The following is a 17,920-nucleotide window of genomic DNA, read 5'->3' as shown; positions in this document are numbered from 1 at the left end:
GTTGTAGAGAGTTTTATTGTATTTATATTGGTTGTTTATTTATGTGTGAGAATAAAATTAAAAGATCTTTCCCACTAGTCGGAGAGATATAACAGGTAAAATAGACCAATCTAAGAAATTTGTTATTCGTGGGTCTTCAATATAATATTTACTAGCTATTTTTTGTTTTCCTAAAAATAAAGCGCCCAAATCAAATTGACAACCAATTCGTTTATGAGGAACAGCTCGGCCAAAGCCAATACCGATATAAGGCCGTATGGGAGTGATTTGGCGTGAGTACTTGACTTTTCCTGACTGGGAAGCTTCTACTAAACAGTCATTTATTAAAAAATCTCCTCTCCAAACAGCCGGCATGAATTGAGTATTCCCAGGAAGATATTGATTTATCACATGAATAGCTGCAACATACTCTGAAGGTAATTGTCCTTTAGAAGTGATTATATTTCTACTTCCAAAATATATTCCTGTCGTAATGTGAAAACGATCTTTTAAAAAAGGATAATAATCAATTAGAATTTTTCCATTATATAGTTTAAACTTATCCGTCATTGGTATCTTTTCGGCTATTTCCTGAGATGAAGTTGGAAGTTTCCTATCTTCTAGTGCAGTTTTTATTTGCGGAATTTGTCTAACAATATCATTAAAAAGATTATTTCCTCCTCCATAAAAATTGATATAGGCATCTCCTGATTTTTCTAAAAAAGGAAAGATAACAAATCCTGCCCGAAGCATAAAATTAGGATGTAGTGTTGTGGCTACTTCAAATCCGAATCCTGTTGTTCCTGCCTCTATGCTTACGGATAAATGGTCCATAAACTTGACTTTCTCCATCTTTTCTTTTGAAATAATATCTACGTCCTGTGCCTGCAAGAAATTAAAACTGAGAGATAAAAACAATATAATCCCTGCAAATTGTCTGAAGCGTTTCATGATAGTATTATTTAAAAGGTTAATGATTAGAAGTTCTGACCGTATTTTATATCGAATTGACCATCTGTGAGATGAACTATAGATTCTGGAAATTGCATTGGAATTGTGATGTCATTAAAACGGCCAGATATAATATGAGAGATAGTATCAAATTTGAGTATATCTATACTCGTCGTATCAATACTTCCAGATCCTTGTGAGACTGATTGAAGACTTAAATAGAAGGAACAATTATTATCTCCTAGATGTGGGCATTTATGCAGATGTATATAAAAGGTAGCTTGTTTTGAGATAATATGTAGTTTTAAAGTAGTGTCGTTTTTATACTTCTCCCAAAAGCCGTTGACATAAGATCCAAGATGTGGTGCTATTCCTTCTTTTTGAAATCGACCTCGTACGGCTTCTAATTTTCCATTTACATAACATCCAAAGGTATTGGCACCGATATTCGTTTCTTCCGGCATATAATCCAAATAAGCAGCTTTAGGTGGCTTATTGGGATCTTCGGGGAAAAATTCACAACTAGTAATAGTAAATAAACATAAGAGAACGAATAACATAATTTCAACTAAGTGTCTGGAGTGTTTCATAATCTATTGTTTTTTGGGGGTTACTAAAAGTTTGTTCCGTATTTTATATCAAATTGTCCTTTTGAAATATATACTATAGAATCCGTAAATTGAATTGGAACTGTTATGTCATCAAATCGTCCGGATATAACATGCTCAATTGTGTCGAAATTTATAATGTTAATAGTATTGTCAATATAGCCATATAATGTTTTGGGGCCACGAAGTTCTAAAATAATAGAACAATCATTATCCCCTAGATATATAGTATCATAAATTTTTATATACATATAGTATAATTCGCCATTAGCCTGTAAATTCATGCAAGTATAAATATTATTTCCATCTAATGATTTAGAATATTCACCCCAAAATCCGTTGACATATCTTGTATATGCTCCCCAGAAATTAGTTGCTATACCTTCTTGTTGAAAAAAGCCTTGAAGAGCAGCTAACTCTTCATTAATATAGCATCCAAATGTATTTGCGCCAATACTTGTTTCTTCCGGCATCTGATTAAGGCATCCGGGCTTTGGTTTATCTGGGTCATACCAATGAATATCACAGCTATAAATATTTATGATTAATAAAATAACCCCTATTAGTCGTGTTAATTGTTTCATAGATTTGAGATTTTAGTTTGGTTGTGATATAAGAGAGTTAGTATCTTATGTTATGGTGAAAGTGAAGGGATATTTTGTGGATGTTTCATAATATTTTGTATTAAAAGATTATTAATGAGTAACTAAAAAATAGTTTGTTAAGTCTGGTTCAGTTTTTTAAATAGAGATTTATGATTTAGAGATAAAAGCTATGTAGCATTACATATAATATTGAACCTGACCTGATTTCATTTCTACATAATGTACATAGCTTTTTATATTGGAATTTCAACGTTTATTCTTTTTCATTCGTAAAATCTCCGGTAGCTTCATTTCCTTTAGCATCCTGAATATATATAGTATATTCTCCTTCTTGATGTGGCGCCAAGTTTACATAAACAGATTTTGCTGTTGTAGAAGTTACTTTTTGTTGATAGACCACTCCTTCCGGTCCGGTTACTGATACTGTTGCATCACTGGCTTTCTCAAAATGAATGCCCAATAAAGAATCATTAATACCTGCATGAACAGGAATTTCAAATTGTGTACCTTTATTATTGGGAGTCTTATGCAGTATAACATTTCTCTCGTCGGCCCAAGTATTGGAAAAAGAAACTAATATTACAACTATGATAATTAGGATTTTTTTCATTTTTATTTCCTTTTAATTAGTACTGTTTTACATAATCGTTTGATGCAAATGTAGTACGTATCTTTTGGGAAACCAAAAAAAAGGATAAAAATGAGGGGGACATTTTGATTCTTGTCAAAGATGATAAACTGTTGATTTACAATATTATAAATGATTTATGAAAATAAATTTGGGGGACATTTCATTTTTATGGTTAAAATACAGGTATAAAATCGCTATTTCTTGCTTAATAATTATATAAATATTCTTCTAAAGAAAGACCATCCTTGTCCAGATTCATTTTTTCACACTTAATACGATATTTCCGTTTTTTCAATGTACTTTCATTGATTCCTACTAAAAATAGAATGTCTTGTGTGGGTACTTTCAGTTTAAGGAGACAACAAATATAGAGATCTACCTTAGTGAGTAGTGGATATTCTTTGGAAAGTCGTTTAGCAAAATTCTTGAAATTGATATTAATGGCAGAAATCATGTTGTCAAATTCCTGTTTAGATAAGACTAATTCATCTTTTGAGTTTATTTTTTTGCAAATATCCATCCTCCTAATGGTTTCTATTTTTTGTATGACTTCATTGGTCTTAAATATCTTATCTCTCAATTCTTGTTGCTGTTGCATATAGTGTTGCAGTTCATCCTCTTTACCGGAAATATCTTCCTGCAATTCTTTTTCTTTTAAGATATATGCCCTCAAATTATTTTCTTTTTCTTGCAGTTCCTGCCTGCTTAGCAGTAATTCGTTTGTTCTTTGCTGCAACTGCCTGACATTTTGTTGTAATAAAGCATCTTTTGCCCGGATGATATTTTCTTTTCTGTTTTTTACCTTATTATATAGAAAGAAGAAAATAGAAATGAAAATGATTAATGCGATAACGATTATCAGGGTAATGATTTTGTGTGTCTGATTTTTTATTTTTAATTGATGATTGTCATTTTCTACCTGTGAATAATTATATTTTTTCTGCAAGTCCATCAGATTTTGATCTCTTTCCGAATGTTCAATGGAATCAATATAAGTGCAATAGGCATTCCGATGTTCTAATGCTTTCCGGTAATTTCCCAGTTTCTCTTCTAAGTTGGACATATCATTGTGATAGTTGGCTATGGCATAAAAGTCACGGTCGTTTTTACTTATTTCCAGATAATATTTAGCAGAATCAAGTTGATTTAATTTAATGAATAAATCTCCTTTGATGGATAAAGTAGGTAACATATTGATGGAATCAGTTTCATACGCAAGTGATTTATCGGTATATAATAAAGCTTTTGACAGCTGGTTATCCATTCTGAAAGACATCCCTAAATGGTGATATAGTAAGGATAGCATAGAATTATTTTGTACGGTTTGCGCCAATTTTATTCCTTTCTCGAAATAAATTCTAGATTCTTTGTAATCCCCTTTCCATACATAGCTCCAGCCTAGATCACTCAATGTATAAATAATATCTGAGGTATCTTTTCGAGATTCCGCATTTCCCAACGCTTTTTTAAATTTTTGTATTCCTTCTTCGTAGGGTGCTTGGTCTTGAAATAATCTTCCCCAATGATGATAGATTAAGAATGACAATCTGCTGTTTTCATCATCCTTTGCGGCGATGGCTGCTTTCTGAAAATAAGCCAATGCTTTTTTCTTTTCATTCATATCCCGAAATACTTGTGCTATATAAAGATAGGTCCATGCTTTTCGGGTAGAGTCTTTGCTCGTTTGGTAATATTGTTCCGCGAAGCGTATGAGCGAATCATTTTCTACCGGAATTTCGTTTTTATATTTTGCTTGTGTAAGTAACAGGGCGTACAAAGCGAGGTTTTCTTTCTGAAAATTTTGTGGATTTTCTATCCTTTGCAGAATATGTAGTGCACTGTCAGGATGCTCTTCCATGAGTTTATCAGCCAGTAACAGATTGTCATGTATTTGGCGGTTGCTGTGATGTATGTATAGAAAGGCGGCTATGACGATAGCTACCGGAAGCAGTGAAATTAGGATTGTTTTTTTCATTAAAATGATATTATTATGCAAAAATAAGAGATTTACTTGTGATACGCAATAAACATCCTTATGTTTGAAATAATCATCTTTATATTTATAAAAACGTCTTGGTGTTTTATTACCCGATATTTATTGGGACTAAGCATCTTTCATCCTTCAGCTTACAAATTTATACTTGATTCATAACAAGTTAGGCTGAATGATGCTATCTTTCAGCTGAAGAATACGGTATTGTCTTCGACTGAATATTGCTGAATCTTTTTCATGGGAAAGGTTCAGGATAATGTACTGATAATCAAACAAGAATTTACATACTGAAGGATTGAAGGATGGATGAGAACAATATGTTTTTCTATACTGTTTTCACTTGCAAATTGATAAAAATATCAGTAAAGTCTACAGGAATCTACCTTAATGTTTTCTGAAAACACCTTGATGTTTGTAAAAAACTCTAAGGTCGTTTGTAAATGAACATACGGTCGATTGTTGGCAAACGATAGGAGTTCGTAGACAAAGGACCGTACGTTTGCATACAATCGACCGTATGTTGAATAGCATATTAGCAAGGAAAAAGAACTGAACCGAGAAATACATGATTTTATGAACAAACTGATTTAGGCTTATCCTATTAATAAAAAAGACCATGTCCGAAATTATATTCGGCATGGTCTTTCTGGTTTGTATAAGAAATAATTTTATTTGATTAATCTTATGATAGCTACACAGTTCCAAGTAGAATCGTCGTCATAAAGCTGTTCGTTGTCACCGATGCTTATTGTCTTAATCTGGTCTGCATTAACACTGTGTTTGTCTACAAGTATTTGTTTTACTCTATTGGCACGTTTCTGTCCTAACTCTTTGTTATAATGGCGTGAACCGGAAGTAGCATCGGCATAGCCTTCAATTCGGATGACTGCATCCGGATTATTATTCAGGAAGCGGGCAACTTCTATAAGCTGAGTTTCTTGACCTTTTCTCGGAATATAATCATTCAGATCGAAACGAATGGATGCCATTACGACATTAGCTCTGTTTGCAAGTACTTTTTCGATAACCTTTTCTTTGCCCGGAACTTCCCGTACGAATATTGTATCGTTTAAGTAGCGAACGGCTTCTACCGGAACATACATAACCGGTTTGCGGAACGTCCTGTGTCCAAAATAGAAACTTACTCCTGCATTTACTGCCAAAGAAGTTGCATATTTTCTTTTGACCGGATGCATATAATTGTCGGAAATTTGTCCGACAAGATCAAGATTAATATCTATGTACCGATTTATACTGAAACGGTTACGTAATCCCAAATGCCCTGTCAGCATATTCTCTTTGGTAGTTCCACGATAAGGGAACATATGCATATAACCGAATCCGATGAAAGGTACCAGATCATACAATTTATCCGGACGTTCTTTACTTGCAATCATATTGAGCAGGCTAAACTGAAAGTCAGCTCTTAATCCCATGTAGCGTAGATAATAACGGAATGTTCCATCATAATCCAAATCGACATTGTTTAATGGAGAGAAAGGCTCCATTTCACCTAAAGGAGTAGCTCTATATCCGTTGTAACTGTATCCGTAAGCGGATAAGTGAATTCCCCAAAAAGGATTTATCCATTTACCTATGCCTAAATGAAAAGAAGGAGTCAGTTGTTTTCCAAACGACAGTTCTTTCCAATCGGATGTAAAAAGTGTTTGTATACCTATGCCGCCATCTACATAGAGATTATTATCAAAGTCTTTCCAAATGGAATAGTCTTTTTCGTTTTGGGCTGAAATGCCCGCTCCTGTAATCAGGAGCAGAGCAATTATGATTATTTTTTTTATTTTCATATGTTTAGCCTGTTGTTATTCGATTACTTTCAATGTGATTCCTTGTGGAACATCCTTATTCCCTAATTTACTGCCGACTTCGAAATCGAAAGCTCTTGCGCAGGTAAACATATATTGATTTTCAAGATGATAATATTTTAAAGTAAATTGTTCATTTACTCCTAATGTTCCTAATATATCCATTTCAAAGATTAGATTTCCTTCATACATTTTCCCTGTTGCTACCCCGCGACATTCTTCATTGATGAAAGCCGCTATTAAGTCTCCTTCGGTCAATTCTGTGTTGATTGCCTTATAACTTTCCACCATAAATACAGCTTGCATATTCACCAATTTATAATCGGTTTTTAGCGGAAGCACTTGATAGTCGGTAGCACTTCCCCATGAAGAGGCATCAGTATAAGAGGTACAGTTTTCTGTTGTGAAGATATATTTCAGTTTATCGCAATAATAACGGAAAGAAACTTTATCTCCATTGCTTCCTTTCATCTTTATCAGATATTGTCCGTTAAGCTTATCCTGTATGATACTGCATGGATAGTCGTTCACAAAAGCTGCCAGATTATCGTTGTCTGAAACATAAGGTAATAAGACTTCAGGCAAACTGACATACATATCCATATAGCCTTGCTCATTTAAAGACATGGTGATATTCTTTTCTTCCGTATGTCGGAACTCTATTTTTTCTCCATATACGTAAGTGTCTTTAAGGGCTGAAGTATAATATTTCAAAGTCAGTTTTTCATTTTTATCTTTAGCCCATGTTCTGAAACTGAAAGTATATTTCCCATTCTTTTCCAGTGCATTTCCCACACCTCTGCATTCATCTCCGACGAATGCCGCGATAATATCGTCGGCAGTAACGGCACCTTGATCGAAAGAGCTCAAATCGACATCTACATTTAAATCCATGTAGTAGGGGAGATCGCTTTGTGAATCCCATGTCAAGGTCTTGGGATTGTCCACAGTACCTAAGGTAATATCCGATTCGAAGGTAATTTTGTCGGCAGCGATAAATAATTCTTTAGTGGCATTACAATAATATCTGAATTCCACATTTCTCATTTCGCTTGGCTCTCCTTTAATTTGTATCAGATAGATACCATTCCGATAAGAAGCTATTCCCCGGCATTCCTCCCCGATAAATGCACCTAATAGATCTGCGCTACTTATAGAAGGTTGAATATAATCGGACATCCGGATGATGGCAGTCATACTTGCCGGATAAATGTGCATATCAGGTACAGTCCATGTTGGTCTTTCCGCAGGAGTAGCTGCCAATTTTTGCCATTCAGGCATATTCACCCCTCCGGTGAACTCAACAGTCCAATCGGTAGGTGCGGTAGCGGGAACCGGTCCCGCTGCCACAATCCATTCCGGATTTTCAAATTTTGTATATTCCGGTACTTTAACTTTGTTGTCTTCTTCCGTACAATTGACAAAAAGAAGCGAAGCCAGACCGTACATAGCATATTTTAAATTTCTAAACTTCATATTCATCAAATTTTGATTTTAGTTACTTTATAGATATTGTTTTCGCCGTTTACATTGATATTAACGATGTACACACCCGGAGTGCAGTTAGCTGCATTTGTCCAATGGATATTTACCTGTCCGTCTTTATTACAATTTTCGAAGATTGCAATGACAGAACCCTTCACATCGCTGATTGTTACAGTGACGTTATCATCTTCGGCAACTTGCTTCCTGATGAAGAGTTCTGAAACAAATGGAGAAGGATATACCGTCATGTTGTTATTATCGACGAATGTAATTACTACCGGTGTTTCAAACGAACCTTCCACTTTATCAGCATCGAATGTAGCTGTACCGCTTGCTGCTGCGATAACTTTACCATTTCTTTCAATCGTTACGTCAATATTTTCAGGAATATTACCCGCAATAGAAAGATAGAATAACGGCTTTTCATTTTCATCACTACAAATGATCGGTGACTCACCGCGAAGTTCTCCGTTCACATAAGCCTTCAGTACATCACCTTCATTAACCTCTACTCCAGCAACAGTGGCAACCATTGACATGGTACGTGAATAATTACTATTTTCGTATCCAAGATCTTCCATAGCCTCATCTTTACTTTCGATAGCTCTTGTTGCAGCACGGTTTGTCTGTGTCTTGGCAGAAGGATACTGTAATGTAGCATCTGTTGTGCCGACACGTTGTAACATATATCCACGTCCCGGTTGCATATAAGTGAGACTACCTATCCAGCCAAGATTATTGTTGTACATTGCAAATCCGCTTTGACTCTTGATAACGTCGCCTTCATTGGCTTCGTAACCGGCAAGTGCTTCGTTTAATGTCAGATTATTCTGTGCCAGATATGGGATATAATTCCATACAGCTATTTTGTCTTTATTGACGCTGTTGATTGTAAGTATATTCTCTTCCTCTGTTACATCTACCGGTGTACCGATTACGCTTAATGTCTGTGCATAAGACGAACGAATCATAAACATACCCTTATTGTCGAATGATCGGAGTGAGTCGGTTACCCAACCGGTTTCTGTTCCATAAGTGGCAACTCCACCGTCTTCGCGCTTCACTTCGTCACCGGCAAGCCATTTGTTGTTTTTGAGTACATTTGAAATCTGTTCCATATTCTTGTTCGTCACATTAAACGAAGTCCATGTCCAACCATTGTTCAATGCAATATCTAATTGAACTAAATCAAGGTTCGAGAATACAATCGGATCAACCGGAGTACCGATAATTGAATTTGCTTTGAAGGAAATCTTCTTTTCCGGCATTGCTACATAAGTAGTTCCGGTAGAAGCATCCCACATCTTGAAATCGAGACTGTCTCTTGATGCCACATTGCTGTAGATAGTAAGCAGAGCATAATAGGTGTCATTTACCTTAATATATTGGTTGTTGGCAATACCTACACAAGTGTCATTGACAAAAGCAGCAAGTATATCTTCCGTATCATTCGAGAATTTATCATTAATCTTCATTTTACCGTATACGTTCATATTGAACTTGTAATCGGCAGGATTAACGCTCCAATCAGGTTTGATACCGTTTACTTTCAGTGTCAGGTTAAGTGGTTCGGAAACACCTTCGCTGTTAGTCAGGTAAATGACTTCGTTATAGGTTCCGATATTAACACTTTCATCAACAGTAAACTTAATAGCTTGCGATTTTGTAGCGGTGAGGGTTCCATTAGTAGGTTCTACATCCATCCATGACGGATTGTTGGAAATTGTATAATCTTCCGTGTAACCTCCCTTATTAACTGCATCGACTGTGAAAGTAAGAGGCTCGTCTACATTCTTGACAAGGCTGATTTCATCTTCACCCCATTTCAATTGGTTACGGTCAATATATGCCGTCCAAGTAATCGGTGAGGAGATGCTGTTACCGTTCAGGTCACGTACATCCGATACGGTAATCGTAACGGTGGTCTTTTCAATCTTGGCAGCATCTTCCTTGAGTGTAACAATTAAAGCATCATTGTTAACAACAAAGTCGAACAACAAATCTACTACGCCACCCTTATCTTTCACCGGAGCAATGGCCGATGTCATAAATGCATCTTCCACTGTAAGTCGGTTACTTTCGGTAATAGAAGCAAATTCTGTTTCTCCGATTACTGCGGTAGCATCAGGTGTCTTAGTCGCTGTTGCAGCAGGAACTTTTGCATCTTCCAATGAGAAGCGTACTACAGGAATGTTCTGTGAAGTAACTGTATGTTTCTCGAACGGGTAATAAGCCAACAGACCCATTTCTGATCCATCAAGTTTTGTTGTCATTCCTTCTTTTACGGAAGTTTCGTTCTTATACAGATTCCAGAAGCGTACATCATCTATGCTACCGTTGAAGTAGTTTACATAAGTATTATTCATTCCGTTAATGGCAAGAGGGGTGACACCGGCATAAATGTATGCAGAACCGATCTTACCGTATGCTGTAGCATCGGCATAAGCGGTCAAGGTTCCGTCTACATAAAGTTGTGCACGACTGGTCATTCTGTTAACAGCTACAGCTACATGATGCCAATTATCATCCAGATAATTACCTTTTCCTGTCAGATTCTGAGTGTTACTCCTATAAGTAAGTACTCCGTTCTCAAATCCCAGGAAGAACAAATTCTCAGAACCGCCCCAATCCGTACCATCGGCTTTTCCGTTGGCAAGAAGTGTTGCATCACTGTTTGTATTGTCTCCCTTGAACCAAAGCTCAATTGTATAATCGTTATCCGAATCAATAACGATAGAACCTCCAGAGTTAATCTTCAAATATGAATTCGTTCCGTTAAGTACGGCACTTCTTCCTTCCGGTAATATCCACGTACCTCCGGTCATTGCCAGATTCAAGCCTCGTGCTTTATCTTTCAGTACAGTGCCCATCGCTTCGTCCATCGGATAGTAAGAGAGTAAGTTCTCTTCATTTCCACTCAACAACTGATTGCTTTGTACTTGAATTTGTCCCGAAGAACGCGCTTCCGTCCAAATACGGATATTGTGTATCTGTCCGTTCAACCTGTTAGCTATGCTGTATGTGGAAGTCTGCGTGTAAGCCGGTACTCCGGTTACTTCCAGATAAGATACGAAATTGCAGTAAAGTGTAAGTTTTCCTGTTGAAACTCCGTCTTCTTGCTGATCCAATACCATGGCTACATGTATCCAATTGTCCAAATAATCATTGGTCGTAATTATTTCACTTGTATAAACTTTGCCATTGACGGTTGCTGTCAGTTGACGTTGTGCTGTGATACCGAAACTCAATGATTGGTCATCGTCCTTGCCATGCTTGAAGAATGTTGCATTTTGATCGACAGGTAGTTTTACCCATGCTTCGAATGTGATGTCTTTTGCACGGAAGCTTCGGTTCAATTCACTTACGAAAGTATCATTTCCATCTACCTCTACAGCAACAGAGTGATCCGTTGTTGTTCCATTCTTAATTCCGGTTACTTCGAAATTATTTTCCGTCAGATAACCGGCAGCAATAGATTCGTTGAAAGTAATCTTCGCATCATCGTTGATTGTCAGGATTCCATTAGACGGCTGAGGTGTACCAAACAAACGCGGACGGTACATATCTTTCACTCCAGAGTAAGTAGGAGAGAAGTTTTCTACATCCACATTATTAATATTACATACGGTAACGGCACACAAATCATAATTCTGATCCGGCATATCATCCAAATGCCACTTGTAAGTAATGGTTCCCTTGTCTTCCGATTTAATCATCTCGGCATTCAAACCATTCTTGACAGCTTCGTTGTAATATTCTTCATTATTGAAGTAATTCATTAACGTAATCCAATTTTCATCAGAATTACTGCTCGGCTTATACATCAGTTTGATTGACTTGAAGTTATCATAGTTCACATTGAAATCTGTGATTTGTACATTCATATAATGTTCTTCAATACCGGCACTGTTTGTCTCAGTTGGCATATTTGTATTATATGTCCAGTTATTAGCCGGAGTTTTTAAGGTAACATTCGAACAACTCGGCGTGAAGTGTACGCTGAAACTAACGGTATCTGCGATAGCCGGGAAATTGCCTGTCGGGTCACCTTGACATTGTGAGGCAAGCACCAACTGCAGGTTATCGTAATTCAACCCCGGACCTTTTGTTACTTCAAGTATTTTGGTCAATGTTTCACCGGCAGGAACAAGAATTGTACGTCCGTTTCCGATAGCGGCACCATCCATTTTCAATCCGGCTCCTAATTGGTTGGCTTGGTCGTCGATAATCAGATCAAACCATCCGTCTTCATTGATAGCGGAGTTGTTCCGTAAATACAATGTTACATAAGCCGGTTCACCGGAAGGAACATTATCAATAAATTCATTTTCCACTGCAATTTCCGGAACTTCTATTTGAAGTGTCTTCTCGCTGATAACCGTTCCCGGTTTATAGAATTCAGTCACTTCTTCATCTTCGTACGGACAGCTGGTTGCTCCGGCACGTGTGCGGAAGATAAAGGTAGATAAGTTCAGGTCCTTTGAGTTAATATCCTCAAAGCCGGCCTCTTCATTATCACCTCCCGGTTCCCGATATACATCGACAGTAAAATAATCATTTCCACTATCGGCAAGCGTGAAGCCCACAGTTGTTGTCGCTTCTTCTTCTTTTTCAAATTCACCACCTTGTGTAGTAGAAATTTTTTCTTCAAACTCAAATACAAAGCCCGTACCAAATGCATTAAATTCCGTATCGTTGGCAAATCCGCCTCCGATTACAATATTAAATGTATTGGTTCTGTTATCTACATTCGAGTAACCTTTGGAATATTCGATGGAGGCTCCGGCTTGCAAGGAATAATTTTGTAAAACTTCTCCATTAGTTATAGCCTCTACTTTCGCTTTCTCATTATCTTTCAAACGTTCTATCCATTTATCCATGGATTGGTTCAGGAAGTTAATCGTATCGCTTCTTTGTTCTGCGTTAGCTGGATAATAGATCTTGTAACTAGGCCCATCAAATACGCTTTGCTCCGGCTTGGTATAATAGTTATCTTCATTTTTAAATATTTCGTCAAGATTACTTTTGCCGTAATTTTCATCATCTGCAGGTAGCTTGGATACATAAATCGGCTTTCCTGTAGCATTGGCTTCAGCTTGGAAGCGAGCTTCGGACATTTCGCCCTGTGGATGCAGGAAGCTGTTACGTAATGTTTCCATATTCGGGAGCAAATAATCCTTTATATACATCTGAGGATATGCAAACATTGTTCCGAAGTTGGTTCCTGCCTCAAATGCACTGGTCTGTACTAATACATAATCACCGACTTCTTTATATACAATTGGATAGAAGCTCGGATCTGCATTGTATTTTTCTCTTGACACTAATGTAATTGCATCTGCAGATCCATAAGATATATTGGTTGAATATCCTACGAATACATCTGCCATAGCACCCACATAATCTTCTTCAGCGCTCGTAGAAATAGTGGTTGAAGTAGTGGTTGTTGATGATTTGGTATGTGCATTGGTCCATTCTTCCGAATGTTCGATTTTAACTTCACCGGAATTAGTTTGTTCTACTGTTTGAATAGTACCTACTCCGACCCCTGTGAAAGTGGTCAGTTCGTAACCAATGTTTGTTTTAAGGTTTTCATTACCTTCCTGTGTGATTCCTCCTGTGTATTGAGAACTTTCGGTGAAAGTTGTTCCTTTTTCTAAGAAGGAGAACGAGTTACTTCCCGGTGGGTCACGCAACACAGCCAAGACTTTATCCGGTCCTCCAGTAATGAAGTTGTTTCCTTTACTTACCGATCCTTTTGCAATGACAAGGTTATTCTCGTTAAACGGACTGGTCCATGCAATAGATGTAGCATTATCACTATTTCCTACCGTTGCCTTTACATTAATGTTGGCACTGGCACTTGTCAGATCGACTTTACTTGCTACAAATGTCCAATAAGCAACACCTGTGGAGTCTGCTTCTATTTCTTCGAAATCATTGGAACTGCGCATAGTAGCCTGAAAGTTGAGTACAGCATCCTGACTCGGAACCTTGTCAGTTTGTTTATCTTCATCTATATCGCCATTACTTTTGTAATATGGATATTCTTCGTATACCGAAGCCTTTAACTTATAAGTATTGCCTTGTGTGAATAATGGCAATCCTAGTAGATATTTACCATTCTCATAAAGTTTGACGCTACCGGAACCATCTGATCCTAAGAAAGAGGTTTGCTCATCGCCGAAGTATTCAAGTGGAGTAACTCCATCAACTTGTTCTACATTAATTGTAGGTTTCACACGAGCGATGAACTGTTGTTTCTTATTATAGGTAACCGTATCGTTGTAATTAGTTACTTTATATTTGTTCTTTTCTAATATAGAATCAACATAACTGTTTATTTCAGACTGGCTTACAAAAGCATCTGCCAAATTGAGTTTGGAGTTGTTGCCGGAAATATTACTATACCCCGGAACGTTTACTTTTACGGCATAACTGATCGGAAGCAAATCTGCTACGAATTCACCGGTTTCAGCATTCGGAGTAATTGTAACAACATTGCCTGAGCCACGATAGGATACAGTATTTGTATTCGCCTGTTTGTGTTCATCCTTCCAATTTCCCGGAAGGAAATGAGTTTTCACCTCAAGGCTATCAGATGGATTGCTGTTTAGTTTGTAAGCTGCATTTTCATACGTTAATTGGATGGTGATATTATCTGCCAAATTATTTTTCGACAATGAATGTCCCACCTTCAGTGCTTCTTGTACTGCACCTCCGGCCACGCGACCAATATATCGTACGGTAGTGTTATCTGTAATTTTCACAGTGGAATAACGATCATCCTGATAATTGATATCATTTCCATAATCGTCCACTAGTCTACCTTCATTTGCAAATACGTGGTTTGCTAAATGAGCTTTCACCTCGTGTGTACCTACCGGAACGGAAATTGCAAACTTTCCTTTTGCATCACTTGTGACAATGTTTCCTTTGCTGTCTGAACATACTACACCGTCAACATAGAATTGTACGCCTTCTACCGGAATTGTACCTCCTTTATAAGTAATTGTACCACTTACCGGAAACGAGGATTTGTCCACAAAATTTGCGCTATGGTTCACATTCCCTGCACTTAGGGTCACTTGTGACTTTGTCGGTGAGAATTCATGCACTCCCAATCTTGGGATAATAGAATAAAGTGTTCCATTTCCCACATAGGGGATTCCTGTAATATAATAGGAACCGTCATTGTTCGTATAATCTTTGTAGCCTAATTGATTGAGTGACGGGTTGTTTTCTGCTTTATTGGACAATTCGGCATTTTCAATAAATATAGCACCACTGCGAATTTTACCATCATTCATATAGAATTTGGTTCCTTCATGTGCAAAGTCATAGAATTCCTTACTAGTTGCATAATTGAACGTCCAATAAGCAATTAGTCCCTCTTCGTCACCTGCGAGATAACGGTCGAAGGTCTTTTTAATCTCTTCCTTACTTAATGGCTTGTTCCATACACGTACTTCATCTAAGTAGCCTTTCAAGCTCTTTCCCATCGTAAATACATTAGAAGATGCTGCTAATTTTCCTGTTGTACGTTGTACTTTCCCAATGTTTTCTCCATTTGCGTAAAGGAACAGGGAATCACCGGCACAAATAGCGGTTATTTGTATAAAACTGCTATTAGCTGTAAGAGCTGTTATGTCCTTGGTCGCATCTAAGGTTTGGTTACCTACATTGAAATGCAATTTATTGTTTTGGGCATATAGTTCATACATTCCTGCCTTTTCCAGCAATGACATCTTTGAGCTCGGTTGAGTTTCAAATTTCACGAATAACTGGAATGACAGGCTGTCTGTTTCCGTATCAAGGAATTTCGAGTCATTCACTTCGAGGAAATAGTCTCCTTTGAAATGATAACTTTTACCAATGATATTTGTTGTCGTTTCCAAACGTACTTCCGCATCTTGTACAGCTTGTCCGTTCTCACTGTCGAAAGTTATACGTCCGTAGATATTACCCGTAGGTGTACAGAATCCGTAACTGTAATTTTGAGTCTTTACCTCTTCATTGGCACATTCTTTTGTTCCTTCTATCAGATATTCATACATTACACCCGGTACGGCCTTGGTGTCTGTATATGAATAATAGATGATACCGTTGGAGGTATCTACCGTACCGATCTGAATAAACGGATTCAATGCGGTATCTGTTTCCCCGTATTCGCGACGTTGAACGGAGAATACATCCAAAGAACCGGAATTTTGATCCAATTTCCAGTCAAGTTCCACACGGTCGCCATAGTAGCCATGTGAAGAATTGAAATATTCCAGACTGGCCACTTCTTTATCATTAATACCTTCTGTGGTTTCATTAAACTGACCTTCTATTGGTTTACCTGTCAGCGGATCTTTTTTAGTAATATAATATTTTAAGACCTTTAATTCCGGTTCTGAACTGTAAGTCTCTCCCGGTTTAAGTTGGATTTTCCATTGATAAAGCACACAACTTTGAGGAATGGAAACCGTATCGATACATATTTCAGAGTTCTTAAATTTGTCACATTCTAATTCTATCGTTTCATCGACATTAAAGTTTTTCCCATCAAGAGAGATTTCGCGAATCAGGATGAATTTAGATTTAGGAGTCAATACCGTATTAGTACTTTTTTCATCGTAATTCCATTTCCATCTTAATTCTACATTTCTTTGAGTTAACAATTTACCACTGGTAAACTCTGTAACTTTGGCATGCTTTTGACCGGTCTTATCTATCTCAACTTCTTTAGCCAGATAGTCAGTCCATGGTTTAGACCAATAAATTTTATAAGAAATCTTTTCCGGTGTATTTATTGTCTCATTATCAGTATCTGTAAACGTAGAATTATTAAGTGTTTTAAATTGTTGATAACTACCCGTTCCTACTTTTTTCATCAGAATGAATTCACCGGTGTCTTCTCTAGGTGTTATATCGTTTTTTCCTGCCAATCCCCATTCCAGCTTTGTACTACCATTAGGACCGTTCGTGGCTTTAAAAGAGTTAATATGACGATACTGTGGTATTGCAAAAGATTCTGTCCGCCTTATTGTTCTATTTTCACTCATACGATATTCAAGGTAAATCGACTTGTTTTGTACATCTTCTGTAACTGTATAAGTTTCTTCAAAACTAGTGCGCTGGGCTAGGCTACCGCTTTCTCCTATATACACCCTATTTGCGTCATAGCTGTTTCCGCTTCCTCCTGTTGCTCTTGCTGTGACCTTTTTCTCTCCGGATGTTCCTGTATTAGTTAATGCACCTACATCTAACGTAGGAATACCATTCATTTTTATCGACGTGGAGCTGGCATCCAGATCATAGTCACCATTGCTATTATTCTTATCAATTCTCAAATGTACCTTAAAAGTTGCGCTTTTTTCCAGTACATTAGCGTTCATATAAAATTTTAAATATGCAAATGATTTGGTGCTACCATTTTTATCAGAATTAACTTGTGTATAACCATCTCCAATAACTACTTCATCATTGCCATCACCTTTAGCTGTCATCTTGGTGATAGCTTTATCATATCCTTGAGTTTTTTTAATTTTCACCCAATACCAACTGGCAGATCCCTGAGGATCTCCATCGCCCTTGAAAGAATACATCCGACAAAGTTCTATTGGGTTCCCATTGTTAACACCATCAATAGTAACATTAATGTATGAATTAGCTTTGTAATCCAAACCTTCATCTGCCCCATCATCATCATAAATCGGAATTCTTATTTCTAATATACCATCCGATGTATAGAATGAACTAATTTGGATATCACTTGTGTAGATATCGTTTGCCTGTACTTTTGATATACCTAAAAGCATCAGTAGCAAACATAACCATTTAAAATACTTGTGTTTCAT

General features: G+C 37.1%; 8 protein-coding genes. All 8 read right to left on the bottom strand.

Translation table 11 applies throughout. The features are described from left to right. Window positions 1-57: 57 nt before the first annotated feature. Window positions 58-930 (bottom strand): hypothetical protein, encoded by an 873-nt coding sequence (locus tag DXB63_RS00795; RefSeq protein WP_122124462.1) that lies wholly within the window; start codon window positions 928-930, stop codon window positions 58-60. Between the two features lie 26 nt (window positions 931-956). Next, a complete protein-coding gene (locus DXB63_RS00790) occupies window positions 957-1,520 on the bottom strand; it encodes a hypothetical protein (RefSeq protein WP_122124461.1) in 564 nt (187 codons plus the stop codon). A gap of 23 nt (window positions 1,521-1,543) precedes the next feature. Next, the gene (locus DXB63_RS00785; RefSeq protein ID WP_147332239.1) at window positions 1,544-2,122 is read right to left on the bottom strand and encodes a hypothetical protein; all 579 of its coding nucleotides are present in this window, start codon (window positions 2,120-2,122) and stop codon (window positions 1,544-1,546) included. 274 nt (window positions 2,123-2,396) lie between these two features. Beyond that, window positions 2,397-2,753, bottom strand: coding sequence for a DUF3244 domain-containing protein (locus DXB63_RS00780; protein ID WP_122124459.1), 357 nt, complete (start codon window positions 2,751-2,753; stop codon window positions 2,397-2,399). 226 nt (window positions 2,754-2,979) lie between these two features. After that, window positions 2,980-4,749 (bottom strand): tetratricopeptide repeat protein, encoded by a 1,770-nt coding sequence (locus tag DXB63_RS00775; RefSeq protein ID WP_122124458.1) that lies wholly within the window; start codon window positions 4,747-4,749, stop codon window positions 2,980-2,982. A gap of 686 nt (window positions 4,750-5,435) precedes the next feature. Continuing rightward, complete coding sequence (locus DXB63_RS00770; protein ID WP_122124457.1) at window positions 5,436-6,572, bottom strand: OmpA family protein; 1,137 nt, start codon at window positions 6,570-6,572, stop codon at window positions 5,436-5,438. Window positions 6,573-6,587: 15 nt separating this feature from the next. Continuing rightward, the gene (locus tag DXB63_RS00765) at window positions 6,588-8,066 is read right to left on the bottom strand and encodes a hypothetical protein (protein WP_122124684.1); all 1,479 of its coding nucleotides are present in this window, start codon (window positions 8,064-8,066) and stop codon (window positions 6,588-6,590) included. A 5-nt stretch (window positions 8,067-8,071) separates the two neighbouring features. Beyond that, window positions 8,072-17,920: a LamG-like jellyroll fold domain-containing protein gene (locus tag DXB63_RS00760; protein ID WP_122124456.1), complete on the bottom strand. Its 9,849-nt coding sequence runs from the start codon at window positions 17,918-17,920 to the stop codon at window positions 8,072-8,074.

The sequence above is a fragment of the Bacteroides sp. OM05-12 genome (genome assembly GCF_003438995.1).
Taxonomy (GTDB): domain Bacteria; phylum Bacteroidota; class Bacteroidia; order Bacteroidales; family Bacteroidaceae; genus Bacteroides.
The sequence above is the reverse complement of the archived record's forward strand: the minus strand, read 5'-3'. Positions and strand labels throughout refer to the sequence as shown.